This is a genomic window from Candidatus Pelagibacter sp. HIMB1715 (assembly GCF_052047595.1).
In the GTDB taxonomy this organism is placed as follows: domain Bacteria; phylum Pseudomonadota; class Alphaproteobacteria; order Pelagibacterales; family Pelagibacteraceae; genus Pelagibacter.
On record NZ_JBNAJY010000020.1, the window covers coordinates 22,214 to 39,757 of the forward strand.

Sequence of the window (17,544 nt, forward strand, 5' to 3'; positions counted from 1 at the left end):
TTATTCGTGAAAGAAGTTATATATCTTTTTTGCTACTTTTTCTTCAACACCTTCAACAGATTTAATTTCATCTAAACTAGCAGATTCAACAGATCTTGCTGACCCAAAATGGTTTAACAGTGCTCTTTTTCTAATTGCTCCGATACCTTCAATTTGGTCCAGTAAAGATTTGCTAATTCCTTTTTTTCTCTTTGCTCTGTGGGCACTGATAGCAAATCTGTGTGACTCATCTCTTATCCTTTGAAGGAAAAATAGAGTGGGGTCATTTTTTGAGAATTTATATTCTTTTCCATTGTGAAAAAATGTTTCATTTCCACTATTACGAAATTTACCCTTTGCTATTGCAATAATTGGAATGTCGTGAAGCCCCAATTCATTTAAACTTTCTCTAGCTACTGAATATTGTCCTTTTCCTCCATCTACTAATACTAAATCAGGAAAAGTGAGATAATTATCTTTTTCTTGAACAGCACGTTTAAATCTTCTGTTTAATACTTCTCTCATCATCCCATAATCATCTTGCTCATTTTTTTTGTGCTTGATATTGAACTTTCGATATCTTTTTTTAATAAATCCCTCATCACCATAAGCAATTAAAGCTCCAACACTATTTGTTCCTTGGATATGGCTGTTATCATAAACCTCAATTAAATTTATATTTGTTTCAAGATTGAATTTTTTTGCAACTTCATCAAAAAGTTCTCGATTATTCTGACTTTCATAAAGTTTTCTATTCAAACTGTCTTTTGCATTTTTTATTGCTTGATTAATTACTTTTAGTTTTGAACCTTTTTTAGCAACACTAATGTTAATTTGTTTTCCCTCTTTTTGAGTTAAAGTTTTTTCAATTAAAACTTTTTCTTTTATTTCCTCAGATAAAATTATTGCGGAAGGCACACTTTTATTTTCATAAAATTGTGAAACAAATGAATTTAAAATATCTCCCAATTTTTCATCTGGGTCATGTTTTGGAAAAAAAGCTTGGTTACCCCAATTTTGTTTTGAACGATAAAAAAAAACTTGAATACAAGTTTTGCCAGACTCTTTGTATCCAGCAATAACATCTGCCTCTACTAAGTTTGCCTCATTAATTCTTTGAGAAGATTGAATAATATTTAAAGCTTTAATTCTATCTCTTAAAATTACTGCTTTTTCAAAATCTAATTCCTCACTTGCTTTTTCCATTTGACTTGAAAGATTTTTTTGAATTTTCCTTGATTTCCCAGAGACAAACTCAATGGCATCATCAACTGTTTGTTGATAATCATTTTTTTCAACATAACCAACACATGGTCCGGAACATCTTTTTATTTGATAAAGGATACAAGGTCTTTCTCTATTTTTAAAAACAGTATCATCACAAACTCTTAGATGAAAAATTTTTTGGATCATCTTTATAGTCCAGTTAGCTGAACCTGCTGATGCAAAAGGTCCAAAATAAAATCCTTCTTTTGTCTTTTTTCCTCTATGTCTTTTAATTTGTGGCCATTTATCTTTGTTACCAATAAAGATGAATGGAAATGACTTATCATCTCTTAATAAAATATTGAATTTTGGTTTAAATTTTTTAATTAGGTTTGCTTCTAGGAGTAGAGCTTCACTTTCATTTGAAGTAGTTGTTATCTCTAATTTTCTAGTTTGAGATAACATTCTCTCTGTTCTAATTATATGATTTTTTTCAGATACATAACTTTTAAGTCTATTAGGAAGATTTTTTGCTTTTCCCACATAAAGAATTTCATTTTTTTCATTTAGCATCCTGTAGACACCAGGAAGTTTAGGGACTAGCGAGAGCTCTTTTTTAATTACCTCTTTTCCTATTTCAGAGCTTATCATGACTTCTTTTTTTGGTAATTTGAATACCAACTGATGAACATTGCTTAAGAATTTCTAATTTCTCAATTTTCAACATTATTTTAGCAATCCTTTGATCTTTGAATAATTCATCAAATACGGCTTCAGCTAATGTTTCAAGAAAGTTGTAATGTTTTTTTTTAACGAGTTTTGTAATTAATTTTACAATTGTTCCATAATTAACAATCGATTTTATATCTTTATCACTTGATGGCTTTTTATCCTCGTAATCAATTTCTAGGCTAAATTTGACTTTTTGAGGCTTTTTCTTTTCAAAGTCATAATAGCCAAGTTTTAAATTTAAAATTAGTTCATTAATTAGAATTTTCTTTTCGTAATTAAAAAGACTTTTATTTTTATTTATTCTTACAATCTTAAAATTACTTCTTTTCATTCTTTGCCCATTATATCTGGCGTTTGCCAGTTTAAATTTTGTCCACTATCTATTGCTAAAACTTGACCTGTAATAGATATATTTTTTATAAAAAAGTCAACAGCATTACATATTTGTTCAACATCCACCTGCCTTTTTAATGGGGTTGCTAAATACTGTTTTCTAAAATGTTTTTCAGATTGTCTTTGATTTTTAATAGTAGGCCCAGGTGCAATGCCGTTTACTCTAATCTTTGGAGCTAAACTCATAGCACTAGTTTTAGTCAAAGTATAAAGTCCAGTTTTACTAATCGTGTAAGAAAAAAAATACGGAGTTAGTTTAAAAACTCTTTGATCAATAATATTAATTATATTGTTATTTGTACCTTTGACATTTTTTGCAAACTCTTTTGATAACAATGCTGGTGTTCGTAAATTTGTTCTTAAATGTTGCCCCCAACTATCTGTTGTGAAGTTCTCCAATTTATCATTTTCGAACAAAGAAGCGTTATTAATTAGACAATCAAAGTATTTAAGTTTCGATTTTGCATATTTTACAATTTTATTTACATCATTTTCTTTACTCAAATCACCTTTAACCAAGTAAACTTTAGTACCATTATTTGATAGTTCTTTTTTTAACTTCTCAGCTTTTAATTTTGATTTATTGAAATGAATGAGAATTTCTTTATTGGGACCAGATAATTTTTTTGCAATTGCAGCACCAATTCTTGTTGCTCCACCTGTAATAATTATTTTCCGTGCTTCCATTTTTTATCTCTTTTTTTTGTAACTTTTGTTCCAGGCATTCCCATTGTTGATCGACCTTTTGGATAAAGTTTGTTTTTTACATCATACTGCCTTATTTTTGGATTTAATGTAATTTCTAATTCACTACTTTCCAACTTTCTTATTTCGTCTCTAATTTTAGCGGCTTCTTCAAATTCAAGATTAGATGCAGCTTCTTTCATCTTTTTATCTAGTGCTTTAAGATGTTTCTTTAAGTTGCCACCAACATTAGAACCTTCGCTTATTTTTACATAATCTTTTTCATAAACACTCTCTAAAATGTCACTTATTTCCTTCTTAACTGATGTAGCACTTATTTTATGTTTTTTATTGTAAGCTATTTGAATATTTCTTCTTCGATCTGTTTCAGCAACTGCCTTTTTTATACTTTTAGTCTCTTTATCAGCATACAAAATAACTTTTCCGTCCACGTTTCTTGCAGCTCTTCCTATTGTTTGAATGAGTGATGTTTCCGATCTTAGAAAACCTTCTTTGTCTGCATCTAAAATTCCAACTAATGCACATTCAGGTATATCAAGACCTTCTCTTAATAAATTAATGCCAACTAAAACATCGAATACACCCATTCTTAAATCTCTCATTATTTCAATTCTCTCTAAAGTATCGATATCTGAGTGAAGGTACCTAACTTTAATTCCATTTTCATGAAGATATTCAGTTAAATCCTCTGCCATTTTCTTAGTAAGAGTTGTGACTAAAACTCGATGATTGTTTTCAATCACTCTTTTGCACTCATGCATCAAATCATCTACCTGGTTTTTTGCAGGTCTAATTTCAACTACAGGATCAATTAGTCCAGTTGGTCTAATAACCTGATCAATATATTTCCCTTTTGTTTGTTCTAACTCCCATGGTCCTGGTGTTGCAGATACAAATACAGTTTGAGTTCTCATTAAATCCCACTCTTCAAACTTTAATGGTCTATTATCCATACATGATGGCAGTCTAAAACCATATTCTGCAAGAGTACTTTTTCTTGATCTATCTCCTTTGTACATTCCATTAAGTTGTGGAACAGTTACATGACATTCATCAACAAATATTAATGTATTATCTGGAAAATATTCAAATAGAGTAGGAGGAGGTTCTCCTGGTTTTCTTCCAGATAAAAATCTTGAATAGTTTTCAATTCCTGCACAAGAACCAGTTGCTTCAATCATTTCTAAATCAAACTTAGTTCTTTCTTCTAACCTTTGAGCCTCTAATAATTTATTTTCTGCTCTATGTTTTCTTAAAGTTATTTCTAATTCTTTTTTAATATTAATGACCGCTTGTTCGATTGTGGGTTTAGGAGTTATGTAATGACTATTCGCATAGACTTTTACTAAACTTAGCTCTCTAACTTTATCTCCTGTTAAAGGATCAAACTCTTCAATTTGCTCTAATTTATCTCCAAATAGACAAAGCCTCCAAGCTCTATCTTCTAGATGGGAGGGAAATATTTCTAAATATTCTCCTCTTGCTCTAAATGTTCCTCTATAAAAATTTTGATCATTTCTTTTGTATTGTAAAGCAACTAAAGATTTAATTATTTCTTCTCTGTTGTATTCATAATTTTTTTGAAGTGTTAGAGTCATTTTACTGTACGCTTCAACAGAACCTAATCCATAAATACATGAAACACTTGCTACAATTAAAACATCATCTCTTTCTAAAAGAGATCTAGTTGCTGAGTGTCTCATTCGATCAATCTGCTCATTAATTGATGCCTCTTTTTCTATGTAAGTGTCAGATCTTGGAACATAGGCCTCTGGAGTGTAATAGTCATAATAAGAAACAAAATATTCAACTGCATTATCTGGGAAAAATGTTTTCATTTCTCCATAGAGTTGTGCTGCTAGCGTTTTGTTTGGAGCAAGTATCAATGCAGGTCTATTAGTAGCCTCGATAACTTTTGCCATTGTAAAAGTTTTTCCAGATCCTGTAACTCCAAGTAATACTTGATTAAATTGATCTTTATTTGCACCGTTTACTAATTTTTTAATAGCTTCCGGTTGATCACCTGCAGGTTTAAAATCAGATTTAATTTTGAATTTTTTTCCACCTTCGAGTTTTCCACCAATTTTTGGATTTTTACTCTGAATATCTGTAATTAAATCTTGATAAGTATTTTCCATATATTAAACAGCGTATTAGAATTTATTTATATTTCAATGAGCATAATATCAGACAGTTTAAAACGAATTAAACCATCACCAACTATTGCAGTTACTCAAAAAGCAAGAGAACTTAGAGCTGCAGGAAAAGATGTAATTGGACTTGGAGCTGGAGAACCAGATTTCGATACACCAGATAATATTAAAAATGCTGCAATTAAAGCTATCAAAAGTGGAGACACAAAATATACAGCAGTAGATGGAAAACCTGCTTTAAAAAAAGCAATCGTAGATAAGTTTAAAAGAGAAAATAAAATTAATTACACCACAGATCAAATCACTGTTGGAACTGGTGGAAAACAAGTTCTTTATAATGCTTTCATGGCAACTTTGAATAAAGGTGATGAAGTAATTATTCCTGCACCTTTTTGGGTTTCTTATCCTGATATGGTTTTATTAGCGGGCGGTAAACCAAAGATAGTAAAGTGTACAGAAGAAGAAGGATTTAAACTAACTCCAAGTAAATTAAAAAAAGCTATTACTAAAAAAACAAAATGGGTGATTTTAAATTCACCTTCAAATCCAACTGGAGCAGGCTACTCAAAAAAAGAAATTGAAGATTTAGCTAAAGTTTTAATTAAAAATAAAAAAGTTCATATTTTAAGTGACGATATCTATGAACATATAGCATATGATAATTTTAATTTTTATACGATTGCTCAAAATTCAAAGTTAAAAGATAGAACTTTGACAATGAATGGGGTTAGTAAATCGTATGCAATGACAGGTTGGAGAATAGGGTATGCCGCTGGGCCAAAAGATATAATTAAAGCAATTGGTAAAATTCAATCTCAATCTACATCAAACCCATCATCAATCAGTCAAGCTGCTGCAGTTGAAGCTTTAAATGGCAACCAAGGTTTTATAAAAAAAAGATCTAAAGCATTCAAAGAAAGAAGAGATTTTGTTGTTAAAAGTTTAAATAGCATCAATGGTATAAATTGTTTAACCCCTAACGGAGCTTTTTATGTATTTCCAAGTTGTAAGGGATTGCTGAATAAAAAAACTAAATTGAAAACAGATACAGAATTTGTTCAAAAACTACTTGAACAATCGAATGTTGCAGTAGTACAAGGCTCTGCATTTGGTTTAGATGGATACTTTAGAATTTCTTATGCTACTTCAATGCAAAATTTGAAGAAAGCAATGGATAGAATAAAATCCTTTTGTGAAAGCCTTTCTTAATAAGTGAAAACAGCATTACTATTTGGTGCAACGGGATTAGTTGGTGGACATGTTTTAAATCAACTTATTCAGAATAATAGTTACTCTAAAATTAAAATATTTACGCGTTCTTCAATTCAAATAAACAACTCAAAAATTGAAGTAATTCAAACTGATTTTAATAATTTAGAAAAACACAAAGAAGAAATTGAGGGAGATGAATGTTTTTTCTGTATTGGGACAACAAAAAAAAATTCTCCTGATAAAAATGAATATCAAAGAATTGAATTAGATATCCCAAAACAAGTGGCCCAAATTACAAAATCTAACAATGTTAAATCTTATTTTTTTGTATCTTCAGGATATGCAAATTCCAAAAGTTCAGGAGATTATTTAAAATATAAGGGCCTTGTAGAGGAAGAGATCTTAGGTTTAGGTTTTTCTAAAATAGGAATTATGAGACCCTCATTTATATTAGGTAACAGAAAAGAATTTAGATTGGGTGAGAAAATAGGAATAATAATTTTTAAGCTTCTTAACCCTTTATTTGTTGGACCATTAAAGAAAATGAGATCAATTCATTCAGAAACAATTGCAAAAGCTATGATTAAACTTGCGAATAATAATATTGATCAAAAAATCTTTGAGTCAGATCAAATTTCAGATTTAGTAAAATAAACTTTATACTAAACCTAATCTAACTACTGATTTTCCTGCATCAACCAAAGCACCACTTGCTGGTTTAAACTCAAAACCAATTAATTCTTCAGCATATTTTGTCTCTGGTTTCATCTCTAGTTCAAGATCAGGTATCATAGTTTTTGCGCTCGAGTCCAACATGCTAATAAACTTAACCATAAAATTTGGTAAAGTTTTTTTAGGTAGTTTTTTTGCATACTCTGGTAATGCTTCAGCTAAAATTTTTGATGTTTCAAGTAGTGTTTTAACTTCTTTACCAATAATTAATCTTCTGCCGCCAACTTTTGAGTTTCCCAAGCAAGCCACATGAGATTTTGCAACATCTTTAATATCGGATATTAATATTCCCCATTTAGGAGTTGCTGGAAACTTACCTTTTAAAAATTGTTTTATATATTCAATCGAGGTTCCACCTTTAGTATCCAAAGCATCTCCAAATACACCACCAGGATTTATACAAGTTAGTTTATTTTTAATTCCATTACTTTCCATTAATTCCCAGGCTGCTTTTTCAGCAACTGTTTTTGATAGAAAATAATCATTAACTCCTTCAACCCAATTTTCATCAGTCCAATCATTTTCACTAAATGAATAAGGATTTGATCTATTGGGCTTTCTAAACATTGCTGCTATCGAAGATGTAACCACAAATTGCTCTGCATTTGCTTTTATGCCAGCGTTTAAAACTCTTAAAGTTCCATCTTTTGCAACTGGGATTAAATTTTCTCTATTTTTTGAAACCTTCATAGGAAAAGGGGAAGCCATATGAATTATATATTTACATCCCTCTGCAGCTTCTTCCCAACCTTCGTAACTTAAAAGATCAAGTTTAATAAAAGATAACTTATCTATCGAAGCATATTTGCTAATTGTTTCTTTTGTCTGAGAAATTACATCATCACTTCTAACAGTACCCAAAACTTCGTAACCTGAATTTAATAATTCTATTGCAGTATGTTTTGCTATCCATCCACTTATTCCAGTTAATAGCACTTTATCAGTCATAACATTTCTCCATTTAACTTGTTATTAATTGTAATCTCAAACTAATGAGATAAGAATTTTTCTGCTTCTAATGCAGCCATACACCCCATACCAGCTGCTGTAACTGCTTGTCGAAAAGTTTTATCTTTAACATCACCTGCAGCATAAACTCCAGGAATATTTGTTTCTGTAGAATCTGGTTTTGTAATTAAGTAACCTTCTTTATCCATTTCTAATTGATCTTTAAATAGCTGTGTTGCTGGATCGTGACCAATAGCGATAAATAACCCATCTAATTTTATTTCTTCTGTTTTTTCTGTTTTTAAGTTTTTAATTTTTATACCCTTAACATTTTTGGGTTCACTATCACCCAAAACATCTTCAACAACAGAATCCCAAACAATTTCAATTTTTTTATTTTCCATCAATTTCTTTTGAAGCATCTTTTCTGCTCTTAAACTATCTCGTCTATGAATTAATTTTACTTTTGATGCAAATTTTGTAAGAAACATAGCTTCTTCTACCGCAGCATTACCACCACCAACTACCGCAACTTCTTTGTCTTTAAAAAAGAAACCATCACATGTAGCACATGCTGAAACTCCAAATCCTCTAAATTCTTGTTCAGATTTAATGTTTAACCATCTTGCTTGAGCGCCAGTTGAAATAATTATGCTATCTGCAGTATATTTTTGACCACTGTCTCCGACAGCTTCAAATGGTGTAGATTTTAAATTTACTGAGCCGATATGATCTTCAATCATTTCTGTTCCAACAGCTTTTGCTTGATCTCTCATTTGATCCATTAACCAAGGTCCTTGAATTACTTCTGCAAATCCTGGAAAATTTTCTACATCAGTTGTCGTTGTTAATTGTCCACCTGGCTGAGCGCCGTGAACAAGAATAGGATTTAACATTGCTCGTGCAGCATAAACAGCTGCTGTATATCCGGCAGGACCAGATCCAATTATTAACACTTTTGTGTGTTTAGTTGGATTTTGACTCATATGAAAGCTATATAGTGATAAATGTCTAAATTAAAAGGTTTATTATTAACTCAAGGTATGCATGGAATGATTAGTCAAGTCGAGGGACTTGCAAAAGCGCTTGATATAGATTTTACACACCACAAGGTTGAACTAAACAATATTTGGAAACTTGTTTCACCTAAATTTACTCCAATTTCTCAAAATGTTTATAAAAAGATTGAAGATTATGATTTTGATTTAATAATCTCATGTGGAAGAAAGAGTGTAATTCCATCTATTCACTTAAAAAGTATTTCTAAAAAAAAAATATTTAATATTCATATCCAAGATCCAAAAATAGATTTTAATCATTTCGATTTTATTGTTGCTCCAGAACATGATGGAATTAAAGGTGAAAATGTTATTAGCACAAAGGGAGCTATTCATTATCTTTCAGAGAAAGAAATTAAAGAAAATAAAGATTATTTAAAATCTTTTATCAAACAAGACGAAAGAAAAATTTGGTGCTTAATTATGGGAGGACCAACAAAATATTATGATTATTCAACTAAAAATATGAAACACATTTTCTCAATGTTTTATAAATTAATGAAGAAACATGATTTCCAATTAGTAGTAATTCCATCAATGAGAACCCCAATAAATACTATTCATTATGCAAAAGAGTTTTTTGGAGAAAACCACACAGTGATTATGGATGTAGATAAAAAGGCATATCTATCTGCTTTAGCTTTATCTGAAAATATAGTTGTTACATGTGACTCTAGCTCCATGATCTCTGAAGCTGCTTTGACAGGTAAACCAATCTATGTTGCTAATATTTTACCAAAAAAGAATGACAAAAGATTCCAAAGATTTAGAAATTTATTTAGAGAACTAAATATCACTAGAAACTTAGGTGAGGAAATTGAAAATTGGAACTATGAAAAACTAGATGAAACGAATAGAGTAGCAAAAATAATAAAAGAAAAAATTCAATCTTAATGTCATTCTTAAATTCTATAAAAAATAATTCAAAAAAATATGAAACACCATTTGATCATTGGGAATATAGCAATGCTTTATCCGACGGTGCTATTGAAGAGATTGTTAAAGCAGATATTCCAGATTTAAGTCAGCATAATTTAAATTATGATGGAACTAGAGCAATAGATGGTGGCGCTGCAGAGTTTAGGGAGGGTATTTCCTCTGGTGGTAAAGCAATTAAATTTAGATGTTTTGTCACTAAAGAAAATAGTTCACAGTTTCCAAATCTTGTAAAATTTATAAATGAGCTACAGTCAAAAGAAACATATGAAATAATATCTAAAATGATCAATAAAGATTTATCAAACTCATATGTAAGAGTAGAAGTGATTTGTGATAGAGAGGGATTTTGGCTGAAACCTCACTGTGATATTAAAGAAAAATTAATGTCTGGATTAATTTTTGTTAATAAAACAAACGAATCTGAAGATTTAGGGACTGATTTTTATGATGAAAAATTAGAGAAGGTTAAAACATTGCCTTACAGAAATAACTACGGTTATCTTTTTACTAGCGGACCAAATACTTGGCATGGGATGGAAAAAAAGAGCATTCTTAAAGAAAGACGATGTTTACAAGTCAATTACGTTACTTTCCAGACCGACTGGAAAGTAAATTAATGAAACATGAAATAAGTATTATTATTCCTGTACTGAATGAAGAAAAAAATATAATTCCACTTACAAAAAAAATTATTAAGAATGTAAAAAAATTAAAATATGAAATTATTTTTGTAGATGATAATTCTATAGATCAGTCAAAGGAAATTTTTGCCAAATTAAACTCAAAGTATAAATTTTTTAATCCAATAATTAGGAGAAAAAAAAGAGATCTTACTCAATCATGTTTTGATGGAATTCATAAAGCAAATTATCAAAATATATTAATCATGGATGGTGATCTTCAGCATCACCCCAAATATATTAATCCTATGTTTAGTTTATTTGAAAATAATCAATTAGATATAGTAATAGGATCTAGGGAACTTTTATCAGGAAAAAATAAAGGATTATCAGAGGTTAGAAGATTGGTTTCTATTATTTTAATTTTTTTCTTTAGGATTTTTAGAATTGAAACAAATGACCCTATGAGTGGTTTTTTTCTGTTTAAAAAAACACTTTATTTTGAAAACAAAAAATTTATGTTTGGCAAAGGTTTTAAAATTCTAGCTGATTTTTTGATTAGTTCAAGAAAAGTTTTAAAGACAAAAGATTTAAAAATTATCTTTAACAGGCGATATAATAGTAAAAGTAAAATGAGTTACAAAGTTCTGTTAGTTTTACTTCAATTTTATTTTAGAAGTCTTATAAATAAAAATTTTAGATAAAATATTATTGTTAAAGTTAAAATTTATTTAGAGAAATCAATCCAGATTTAGGATCAATAATTTTCTCATTTAAAGTTGCAACTTTACCAACCGCAAAACCAGCATCTTCAATAACTTTTTTAAAGTCATCCTCTGAAAAATTAGGAGTATTTTCAAAGTTTATAAACGCAACTCCTTCAGGCCATGATACTTCAACATTACCTTCACCTGTTGCAGCTTTAAGTTCTTTTTCTACTTTTGCCTGGCATGCCATGCACACCATGCCGTCAACAACACCTATCATTGCAACTTCAGCTTTAGCTAAATTTTGTATAAACGTAGTTAGAACTAAAATAGTAAAAAGTATTTTTTTCATGATTGTTAACTTACAATAATCACAAAAATTTAACTTTAAAAGACCCCCATTTTGGGGCTTATGATTATTTTAATTTTTAATTATTACTTATACTTTCATCACTTTGTTAACAAAATACTAAGGAGAGAAATGAAAAAATTAAATACAAAAAAAGGTTTCTCATTAATTGAATTACTTGTTGTAATCGCAATTATTGGGGTACTTTCTGCGGTAGGTATCACAGCTTATACTGGATACACTGATAGTGCTAAAGAACAAGCTGCAAGAACTCAGTTTTCTCAAACTGTAAGTATGATTAATGCTGAAATGGCAAAATGTTCTTTGGGATCAGGTAATTTTGCTTGGCCAGAGGGCGCTACTAAAGATACTTGCTCTGCTGGTGTTGATACATCAACTGATACAAATATAGCATCATACTTAACTGCTACTAATGGCTTAGGATATAAAAACCCTTATGCTCAAGATGAGGCAGCAGGAACATATGCTAAAGCAGTAGACGACGCTACAACTGATCCAGATTCAGATGGTAGAATTACAATTTTTTGTGCTGATGACGGAGATTGCACTGTTAAACAAGATGTTGGTGATACAATCCTAGCTCAGACTATTAGTTCAGCAACTTAATATAATTTCTAATATTTAGGCGTATATATAATTTATACGCCTAAATAATATTTTTTTTTAACACAAGATGATTAATCCACTTATTTGACTTCAAATATTTGGTTTCATCCATTAATTGATCTATAAAGTAGATACCCAAGCCTCCTGGTTTTATATTGTCCAGACTTCTAGGTTTAATATTTTTTTTATTAACCTTAATCCCATTATCATATAAGTGAATTTGAAATTTTTTATTTTTTAACTCTAGTTCAATTTTGATAATGTTGTTTTTGTTTTCTCCTTTATAAGCATGTTTAATTATATTTGTGACAGCTTCATCAACTGCAAGCTGGATATTTTTAATTATTTTTAAATCTACTTCGTAAATTTTCAGAAAATCTTTAATTGTAGCTCTTATTTTTTTAAGATTGCTTAATGTTGCGGGGTAAGATTTTTTCATATGTTAAAAGTACTTAATTTTTATAATTATAAAAGGTTTTAGTCTAAATGGTTACCCAAAATGGGGCTATTGCTTAAATTATTTTTAGATTTAGACGTATGATCAAATTCAAACAATCATGAAAAAAGTTCCAAGAAACAACACTTACTTATTAATTTTAATTTTTTTCTTTAATGTAGTTAGTGCTAATTCACAAATTTCTTTTGAACAAATTTTAAAAAATCCAAACGATTTAAAATTAAATTTAAAATACGCAAAAGAACAGGAAGATTTAGGGAATTTTAAGTCTGTAATTTCAACACTTGAAAGATTAACAAGTTTATATCCAGAAAATATTGATCTTAAAATGTATTACTTGTCCATTTCTTTGAGGATAGACTCTGTTGAGAGAACTATACAAATAATTGATGAAATAAAGAACAGTGAACAATTAACAGCAGAAATTAATGCTGAGATAGATATTATTTTACAAAATCTAAATAACACAGCTAATGCAAATGAAAATAAGTGGAATGGATATATTGATATTTCTTTAAGTCATACTTATCACACCAATATCAATAATTTATCAGATTCAGGCACATTCTATGTAAGCGATTCTATTAGTAATTACGCAACTAATGAAATTGAAAACGATACATTAGAAATACCAAGTATTAGAATTGGTGGTTTTAAAAAACTAAGTGATAATTCAAATATTAATCTTAATATTGGATTATCAGATACAAATCAAAATAAAGACAAATCTGAAGAGAAAGATTTAAATTCAGTATTTTTAAATCATAATTATTTTAAAGATAAAAACTTATTAAGCACAACTTTTAGTTTTAATAAATCTAACTATAGAAACCAAGCAGATATCAATACTATCAATTTTGGATTACGGGATAAGTATTCAATAAATAAAAATCATTTTTTAATTGGTGGGATAAATTATACAAAAAATACTTATAATCAGAACAATACTTTTTCTACAACTAGAGAAAAAAATAATTATTTTGTATCAGGTAACATTGGTTACGAATTTATTTTCTCCAATAATAAATTTTTATTTGATTATAAAGATGGAGAATCTAAGGCAATCGCTGATCAATATGGATATAAACAGGAAAAATATTTAATTAGTTATTCTAGATACTTTGATTTTGGAACATTCAATTTTAGTAAATCTTTTACAGAAAATGAATATGAAATAGCAGATACATTTGTACTTTCCAGCACTGTCCGAGATGATGAATTAGATACGACCTCAATTAGTTTAAATGGAGAATTGGTTAATTTATACTTCTTAAACAAATTTAAATTTTTTGAAGATATTTATTATAATCTTTCTTTTTCAAAAATTGATAGTACATCTAACATCTTAAATTATAATTATGAAAAAGAAATTCATAATATAGGTTTAACAAAAAGGATAAACTTTTGAAAAAAATATTTTTAATAATTCTGATCTTACTTTTGCCTAGCAAGCTTTTTGCACAAAAACAGGTAATCGGTACAGTTACTTTAGCAATTGGTGAGGTTAAAACTAACGACAATAGAACCTTAAGTGCTGGGGATCCAATTTATTTTAACGATACTATTATTGCAGGGGATAATTCAAAATCTCAAATTATATTGTTAGATGAAACTGTTATGATGATAGGAGCAGGAACTGAACTTATAATTGATGAATTTGTATTTAATCCCGGTGACTTTGAAGGCAAAATAACAACTACAATAAAGCAAGGTAGTATCAAAGTTTTATCAGGTAAAATTAGTGAAACTAACCCTGAAGACTTAGTAGTAAAAACACCTGCTGGAACTATTGGAACTAGAGGAACTGAATTTCAGGCTTTAGTAAATGAGGAGGATGGTGATAGCAAAATACTTCTAATCGGGCCTGGACCAAATAACACATTAGGTTTAAGACCAGGAGAAGTTGAGGTTTTTAACCAATTTGGCAGTGTTATTTTAGATCAACCTTTTTTATTTACGCAATTTAGTCAAGATCAAGCTCCTCAAGAACCTATTGTGATTTCAGAACAAGATTTTAATGATTTTGTAAGAATACTTGAGGCTAGAAATGAGATTTCTGAAGATGAACAAATTCAAGAAGCTGTAAAAGAAGGACTGCTTATATCTGGAAAAGAAAGTGGAAGTGAATTAGTTGCTGAAGTAATTGATATCGTTTTAAAGAAGGAAGATGGTGGCGCAACTGCAGAAACCTTATCTGCAGCGTTAGGAGTAAGTGTTGAGGAATTATTTGGTGATGAATATAAAGAAGAATTCGAGAGCGAAAGTGAGGCAAATAAAGTTGTAATTGCAAACGGTGAATTCGGTGATGCCGTTGCTATGATCACTAGATATGGAGGAACTGACCAGGGCTATTCAACTTATGCTGATCTTGCGGGTATATCATCAGGAACTTATACTTATCAAGCAACAGGAATTAATGGAGCAGCTGCTACTGGCTCAGGAAGTGGAACTATCGACTCAACTGTGGTAATTGACTTTGCTGCTAAAACAATCACACAAACAGTTTCTGGAACAGTTGCTTTAGGATCAGATTCAAGCAGAACTTTTTCAGATATTTCAAAAGAGCATAGTTATACAAGTTCATCGTCAAATGTAGAAGCTGATCAAAATGTAATTATTGCAAGTAATGGAAATGCTTCTGCAGACAACACTAATTTTTCAGGAACTCCACAAGCGGCAGATTCTGATAATAAATCAGATTTTGTAGACAGCGGTACTAATTCATATTTTTTAAATAACGAATTCACCTCAAGTAATATTAAACTTGGATCTGGAATAAATAATGATCCAATTGCGTACGCTGGGCACATGAATTTAGTAGTTGAAAATATAGACAATACAAATTCAATGGTTAATCAATTAAGTTTCTCAAGAACTGGAATTACGCCTAAAAAAGATTAATTAGACCCCCCATTTTAGGGAGCACAATTAAAAACATCAAATATTTAAATTGTAATATTTGAAATGTTTAAAAAAATTAGCAGAAGAGATTTTTGTAAGTGTTGTGGATCGATAGCACTATCAACTTTTTTTATAAATTTTGCAAAAGCAAATTCTGATACAAATCAATTAATTTATGGGGAAATTATTATTAATGGTCAAAAAATTGATAAAAATTCAGAAATTAATTTTGATAACTTAAGTGAATTAGAGACGAAAAGTGAATTAGCATTGGTACAAAATTATCAAAACGGTTTTTTAATTAGACCAAATTCAAAAATAAAATTTTTCAAAAATAAAATTCAAGAACTTGTAAAAGGTAGTTTTCACGGAGTGTTTGGTAAACAATCATCAGAGTTACAAATTAAAACTCCGAGAGGTACCATTGGTATTAGAGGTACAGTTACTTATGTTGAATATGAAGAAAATTATGACAGAACTTATGTTTGTAATTGTTATGGGAATACAGTGATTTACAATTCAAAAATGGAAGAATTAAAAAACCTTCAAACTAAATACCATTCACCAGTGGTAATAGATAAAAATCAAACAATTAAAGACTCACCTTATAATGTTCCATTAAATCATTATGATGATAATATTAAATCTATCGAAAATAAATTAGGAAGAGAACCAAGATGGAAATTGCCGGAAGGTAAAATGATATTTTTTGCTCCCATTAATGAAAAAGTAAAAGTTTAGGTGAATAAAAAAATTCTTAGTTTAATACTAATCTGCTTTTTAATTATAATTTATAATTTTGAAACTAATTTAAAGAAAAGAATTGGTTTTTTGAATTATGATCTTTATCAAAATATTTTTGAAGAAGATTTTTCAACTAATAAAGTCGTAATTGTAGATATAGATGAAAAAAGTATAGAAAAAATTGGACAATTTCCATGGAGAAGAGATATTTATTCAACAATTTTAGAAAATCTAAATTCTGCAGAAGTCTCTGCTATTGCATTTGATATTTTTTTTAGTGAGGAGGATACACAAAATCCTGTAAAAATTTTTAAAGAATTCAATCTTAATAGTGAAAATATACTTAATAGCGATGAATTATTTTTAAGTTCTATAAAAAATAGCAATGTTATTTTGCCCATAGTTGGAGCCACAAAAGAGGTTAAAAAAAATAACTTTTCGCCTAAAGCTAATATTATTACAAAAGGCGAAGATCCCTTAAATTATTTATATAATTATCAAGGTTATATCTCTTCTTTAGATAAATTTAATAATGCAGCAAAAGGACTAGGATCAATCTCAATTATAGATAGCGAGGATGGAATACTAAGATATGTACCTTTAATTTTAAACATTGATAACGAAATAATTCCTTCCTTATCACTTGAAGCTGTTAGACTTTACAACAAAGAGAAAAGTTATCTTATTCAAACAGACCAAAGCGGAATTCAATTAATAAAAACAAGAAGTACAAATTTTTTAACTAATGAAAACGGATTAAACTTTGTTAAATTTAAAAAAATACCAACAAATACCTATGTTTCAGCATCAGATATTTATGAGAATAATTTTGATCAAACAAATTTAAAAAACAAAATTGTTTTAATAGGATCTTCTGCAGAGGGTGTTTTTGATTTAGTTAAAATACCAACAGGCAAAATTGTTCCAGGTGTACAAGTACATGCAAATATAATTGAAAATATTTTATCTAAAGATTTTTTGAAAATTAATTATGTAACTAAAATTGCTGAAAACATTATTTTATTGATCAGTTTGATAGTGATTTTGGTTATTGCGAATTATTTTAAACCGATTTATTCAAT

Annotated in this window: 18 protein-coding genes; 10 read left to right on the plus strand and 8 right to left on the minus strand. The window is 29.2% G+C overall.

The genetic code is table 11. The features are described from left to right. From uvrC to uvrB, 4 genes are read right to left on the minus strand one after another with little or no spacing between them, the layout of a single operon-like run. Complete coding sequence (gene uvrC, locus ACTTAY_RS05715; RefSeq protein ID WP_440672689.1) at positions 1 to 1,836, minus strand: excinuclease ABC subunit UvrC; 1,836 nt, start codon at positions 1,834 to 1,836, stop codon at positions 1 to 3. After that, entirely contained in the window at positions 1,823 to 2,248 is a 426-nt protein-coding gene (locus ACTTAY_RS05720; RefSeq protein ID WP_440654787.1) for a dihydroneopterin aldolase, read from the minus strand. Before ACTTAY_RS05720 ends, uvrC begins: the two co-directional genes overlap by 14 nt. Continuing rightward, the gene (locus ACTTAY_RS05725; RefSeq protein WP_440647058.1) at positions 2,245 to 2,997 is read right to left on the minus strand and encodes an SDR family oxidoreductase; all 753 of its coding nucleotides are present in this window, start codon (positions 2,995 to 2,997) and stop codon (positions 2,245 to 2,247) included. The genes ACTTAY_RS05720 and ACTTAY_RS05725 overlap by 4 nt, the downstream gene beginning before the upstream one ends. Beyond that, positions 2,979 to 5,153 carry an excinuclease ABC subunit UvrB gene (gene uvrB, locus ACTTAY_RS05730; RefSeq protein WP_440672690.1) on the minus strand — a complete coding sequence of 725 codons (2,175 nt, stop codon included), beginning with the start codon at positions 5,151 to 5,153 and terminating at the stop codon, positions 2,979 to 2,981. The genes ACTTAY_RS05725 and uvrB overlap by 19 nt, the downstream gene beginning before the upstream one ends. Positions 5,154 to 5,189: 36 nt before the next feature. Between uvrB and ACTTAY_RS05735 the strand changes: the two genes are divergently transcribed. Both ACTTAY_RS05735 and ACTTAY_RS05740 read left to right on the plus strand, forming a co-directional pair. After that, positions 5,190 to 6,377, plus strand: coding sequence for a pyridoxal phosphate-dependent aminotransferase (locus tag ACTTAY_RS05735; protein WP_440672691.1), 1,188 nt, complete (start codon positions 5,190 to 5,192; stop codon positions 6,375 to 6,377). 3 nt (positions 6,378 to 6,380) lie between these two features. Next, positions 6,381 to 7,034, plus strand: a complete 654-nt coding sequence (locus ACTTAY_RS05740; protein ID WP_440672692.1) for an NAD(P)H-binding protein — start codon at positions 6,381 to 6,383, stop codon at positions 7,032 to 7,034. 3 nt (positions 7,035 to 7,037) lie between these two features. Here ACTTAY_RS05740 and ACTTAY_RS05745 read toward each other — a convergent pair whose 3' ends face one another. Both ACTTAY_RS05745 and trxB read right to left on the minus strand, forming a co-directional pair. Continuing rightward, positions 7,038 to 8,060 (minus strand): NAD-dependent epimerase/dehydratase family protein, encoded by a 1,023-nt coding sequence (locus ACTTAY_RS05745; RefSeq protein WP_440672693.1) that lies wholly within the window; start codon positions 8,058 to 8,060, stop codon positions 7,038 to 7,040. 41 nt (positions 8,061 to 8,101) lie between these two features. Beyond that, the gene (trxB, locus tag ACTTAY_RS05750) at positions 8,102 to 9,046 is read right to left on the minus strand and encodes a thioredoxin-disulfide reductase (RefSeq protein ID WP_440672694.1); all 945 of its coding nucleotides are present in this window, start codon (positions 9,044 to 9,046) and stop codon (positions 8,102 to 8,104) included. A gap of 21 nt (positions 9,047 to 9,067) precedes the next feature. Here trxB and ACTTAY_RS05755 point away from each other — a divergent pair, with 21 nt between their 5' ends. The 3 genes from ACTTAY_RS05755 to ACTTAY_RS05765 are packed head-to-tail and all read left to right on the plus strand — an operon-like array spanning position 9,068 to position 11,381. Then, positions 9,068 to 10,012 (plus strand): mitochondrial fission ELM1 family protein, encoded by a 945-nt coding sequence (locus tag ACTTAY_RS05755; protein ID WP_440672695.1) that lies wholly within the window; start codon positions 9,068 to 9,070, stop codon positions 10,010 to 10,012. Further along, on the plus strand, positions 10,012 to 10,674 hold the full coding sequence (locus ACTTAY_RS05760) for a hypothetical protein (RefSeq protein WP_440672696.1): 663 nt from the start codon (positions 10,012 to 10,014) through the stop codon (positions 10,672 to 10,674). Before ACTTAY_RS05755 ends, ACTTAY_RS05760 begins: the two co-directional genes overlap by 1 nt. After that, a complete protein-coding gene (locus ACTTAY_RS05765) occupies positions 10,674 to 11,381 on the plus strand; it encodes a glycosyltransferase (RefSeq protein WP_440672697.1) in 708 nt (235 codons plus the stop codon). The genes ACTTAY_RS05760 and ACTTAY_RS05765 overlap by 1 nt, the downstream gene beginning before the upstream one ends. A gap of 16 nt (positions 11,382 to 11,397) precedes the next feature. Here ACTTAY_RS05765 and ACTTAY_RS05770 read toward each other — a convergent pair whose 3' ends face one another. Then, entirely contained in the window at positions 11,398 to 11,736 is a 339-nt protein-coding gene (locus tag ACTTAY_RS05770) for a heavy-metal-associated domain-containing protein (RefSeq protein ID WP_440672698.1), read from the minus strand. Between the two features lie 129 nt (positions 11,737 to 11,865). On the opposite strand from ACTTAY_RS05770, the gene ACTTAY_RS05775 reads away from it, so the two are divergent. Further along, complete coding sequence (locus ACTTAY_RS05775; protein WP_440672699.1) at positions 11,866 to 12,360, plus strand: type II secretion system protein; 495 nt, start codon at positions 11,866 to 11,868, stop codon at positions 12,358 to 12,360. Between the two features lie 40 nt (positions 12,361 to 12,400). On the opposite strand, the gene ACTTAY_RS05780 is transcribed toward ACTTAY_RS05775, so the two are convergent. Continuing rightward, positions 12,401 to 12,799, minus strand: coding sequence for an ATP-binding protein (locus ACTTAY_RS05780; RefSeq protein WP_440672700.1), 399 nt, complete (start codon positions 12,797 to 12,799; stop codon positions 12,401 to 12,403). A 118-nt stretch (positions 12,800 to 12,917) separates the two neighbouring features. Here ACTTAY_RS05780 and ACTTAY_RS05785 point away from each other — a divergent pair, with 118 nt between their 5' ends. From ACTTAY_RS05785 to ACTTAY_RS05800, 4 genes are all read left to right on the plus strand, one after another. After that, positions 12,918 to 14,225 (plus strand): hypothetical protein, encoded by a 1,308-nt coding sequence (locus ACTTAY_RS05785; RefSeq protein ID WP_440672701.1) that lies wholly within the window; start codon positions 12,918 to 12,920, stop codon positions 14,223 to 14,225. Continuing rightward, positions 14,222 to 15,718: a FecR family protein gene (locus ACTTAY_RS05790; protein WP_440672702.1), complete on the plus strand. Its 1,497-nt coding sequence runs from the start codon at positions 14,222 to 14,224 to the stop codon at positions 15,716 to 15,718. The genes ACTTAY_RS05785 and ACTTAY_RS05790 overlap by 4 nt, the downstream gene beginning before the upstream one ends. Positions 15,719 to 15,781: 63 nt before the next feature. Continuing rightward, positions 15,782 to 16,459: a hypothetical protein gene (locus ACTTAY_RS05795; RefSeq protein WP_440672703.1), complete on the plus strand. Its 678-nt coding sequence runs from the start codon at positions 15,782 to 15,784 to the stop codon at positions 16,457 to 16,459. Beyond that, positions 16,460 to 17,544, plus strand: a 1,085-nt coding sequence (locus ACTTAY_RS05800; protein WP_440672704.1) for a CHASE2 domain-containing protein, incomplete at its 3' end; no start/stop codon positions are given.

What these genes read in the sequence shown, in the direction of transcription:
- uvrC (WP_440672689.1), bottom strand. Translation starts at nt 1,836, where the DNA reads ATGATAAGCTCTGAAATAGGAAAAGAGGTAATTAAAAAAGAGCTCTCG.
- ACTTAY_RS05720 (WP_440654787.1), bottom strand. Translation starts at nt 2,248, where the DNA reads ATGAAAAGAAGTAATTTTAAGATTGTAAGAATAAATAAAAATAAAAGT.
- ACTTAY_RS05725 (WP_440647058.1), bottom strand. Translation starts at nt 2,997, where the DNA reads ATGGAAGCACGGAAAATAATTATTACAGGTGGAGCAACAAGAATTGGT.
- uvrB (WP_440672690.1), bottom strand. Translation starts at nt 5,153, where the DNA reads ATGGAAAATACTTATCAAGATTTAATTACAGATATTCAGAGTAAAAAT.
- ACTTAY_RS05735 (WP_440672691.1), top strand. Translation starts at nt 5,190, where the DNA reads ATGAGCATAATATCAGACAGTTTAAAACGAATTAAACCATCACCAACT.
- ACTTAY_RS05745 (WP_440672693.1), bottom strand. Translation starts at nt 8,060, where the DNA reads ATGACTGATAAAGTGCTATTAACTGGAATAAGTGGATGGATAGCAAAA.
- trxB (WP_440672694.1), bottom strand. Translation starts at nt 9,046, where the DNA reads ATGAGTCAAAATCCAACTAAACACACAAAAGTGTTAATAATTGGATCT.
- ACTTAY_RS05755 (WP_440672695.1), top strand. Translation starts at nt 9,068, where the DNA reads ATGTCTAAATTAAAAGGTTTATTATTAACTCAAGGTATGCATGGAATG.
- ACTTAY_RS05760 (WP_440672696.1), top strand. Translation starts at nt 10,012, where the DNA reads ATGTCATTCTTAAATTCTATAAAAAATAATTCAAAAAAATATGAAACA.
- ACTTAY_RS05765 (WP_440672697.1), top strand. Translation starts at nt 10,674, where the DNA reads ATGAAACATGAAATAAGTATTATTATTCCTGTACTGAATGAAGAAAAA.
- ACTTAY_RS05770 (WP_440672698.1), bottom strand. Translation starts at nt 11,736, where the DNA reads ATGAAAAAAATACTTTTTACTATTTTAGTTCTAACTACGTTTATACAA.
- ACTTAY_RS05775 (WP_440672699.1), top strand. Translation starts at nt 11,866, where the DNA reads ATGAAAAAATTAAATACAAAAAAAGGTTTCTCATTAATTGAATTACTT.
- ACTTAY_RS05780 (WP_440672700.1), bottom strand. Translation starts at nt 12,799, where the DNA reads ATGAAAAAATCTTACCCCGCAACATTAAGCAATCTTAAAAAAATAAGA.
- ACTTAY_RS05785 (WP_440672701.1), top strand. Translation starts at nt 12,918, where the DNA reads ATGAAAAAAGTTCCAAGAAACAACACTTACTTATTAATTTTAATTTTT.
- ACTTAY_RS05795 (WP_440672703.1), top strand. Translation starts at nt 15,782, where the DNA reads ATGTTTAAAAAAATTAGCAGAAGAGATTTTTGTAAGTGTTGTGGATCG.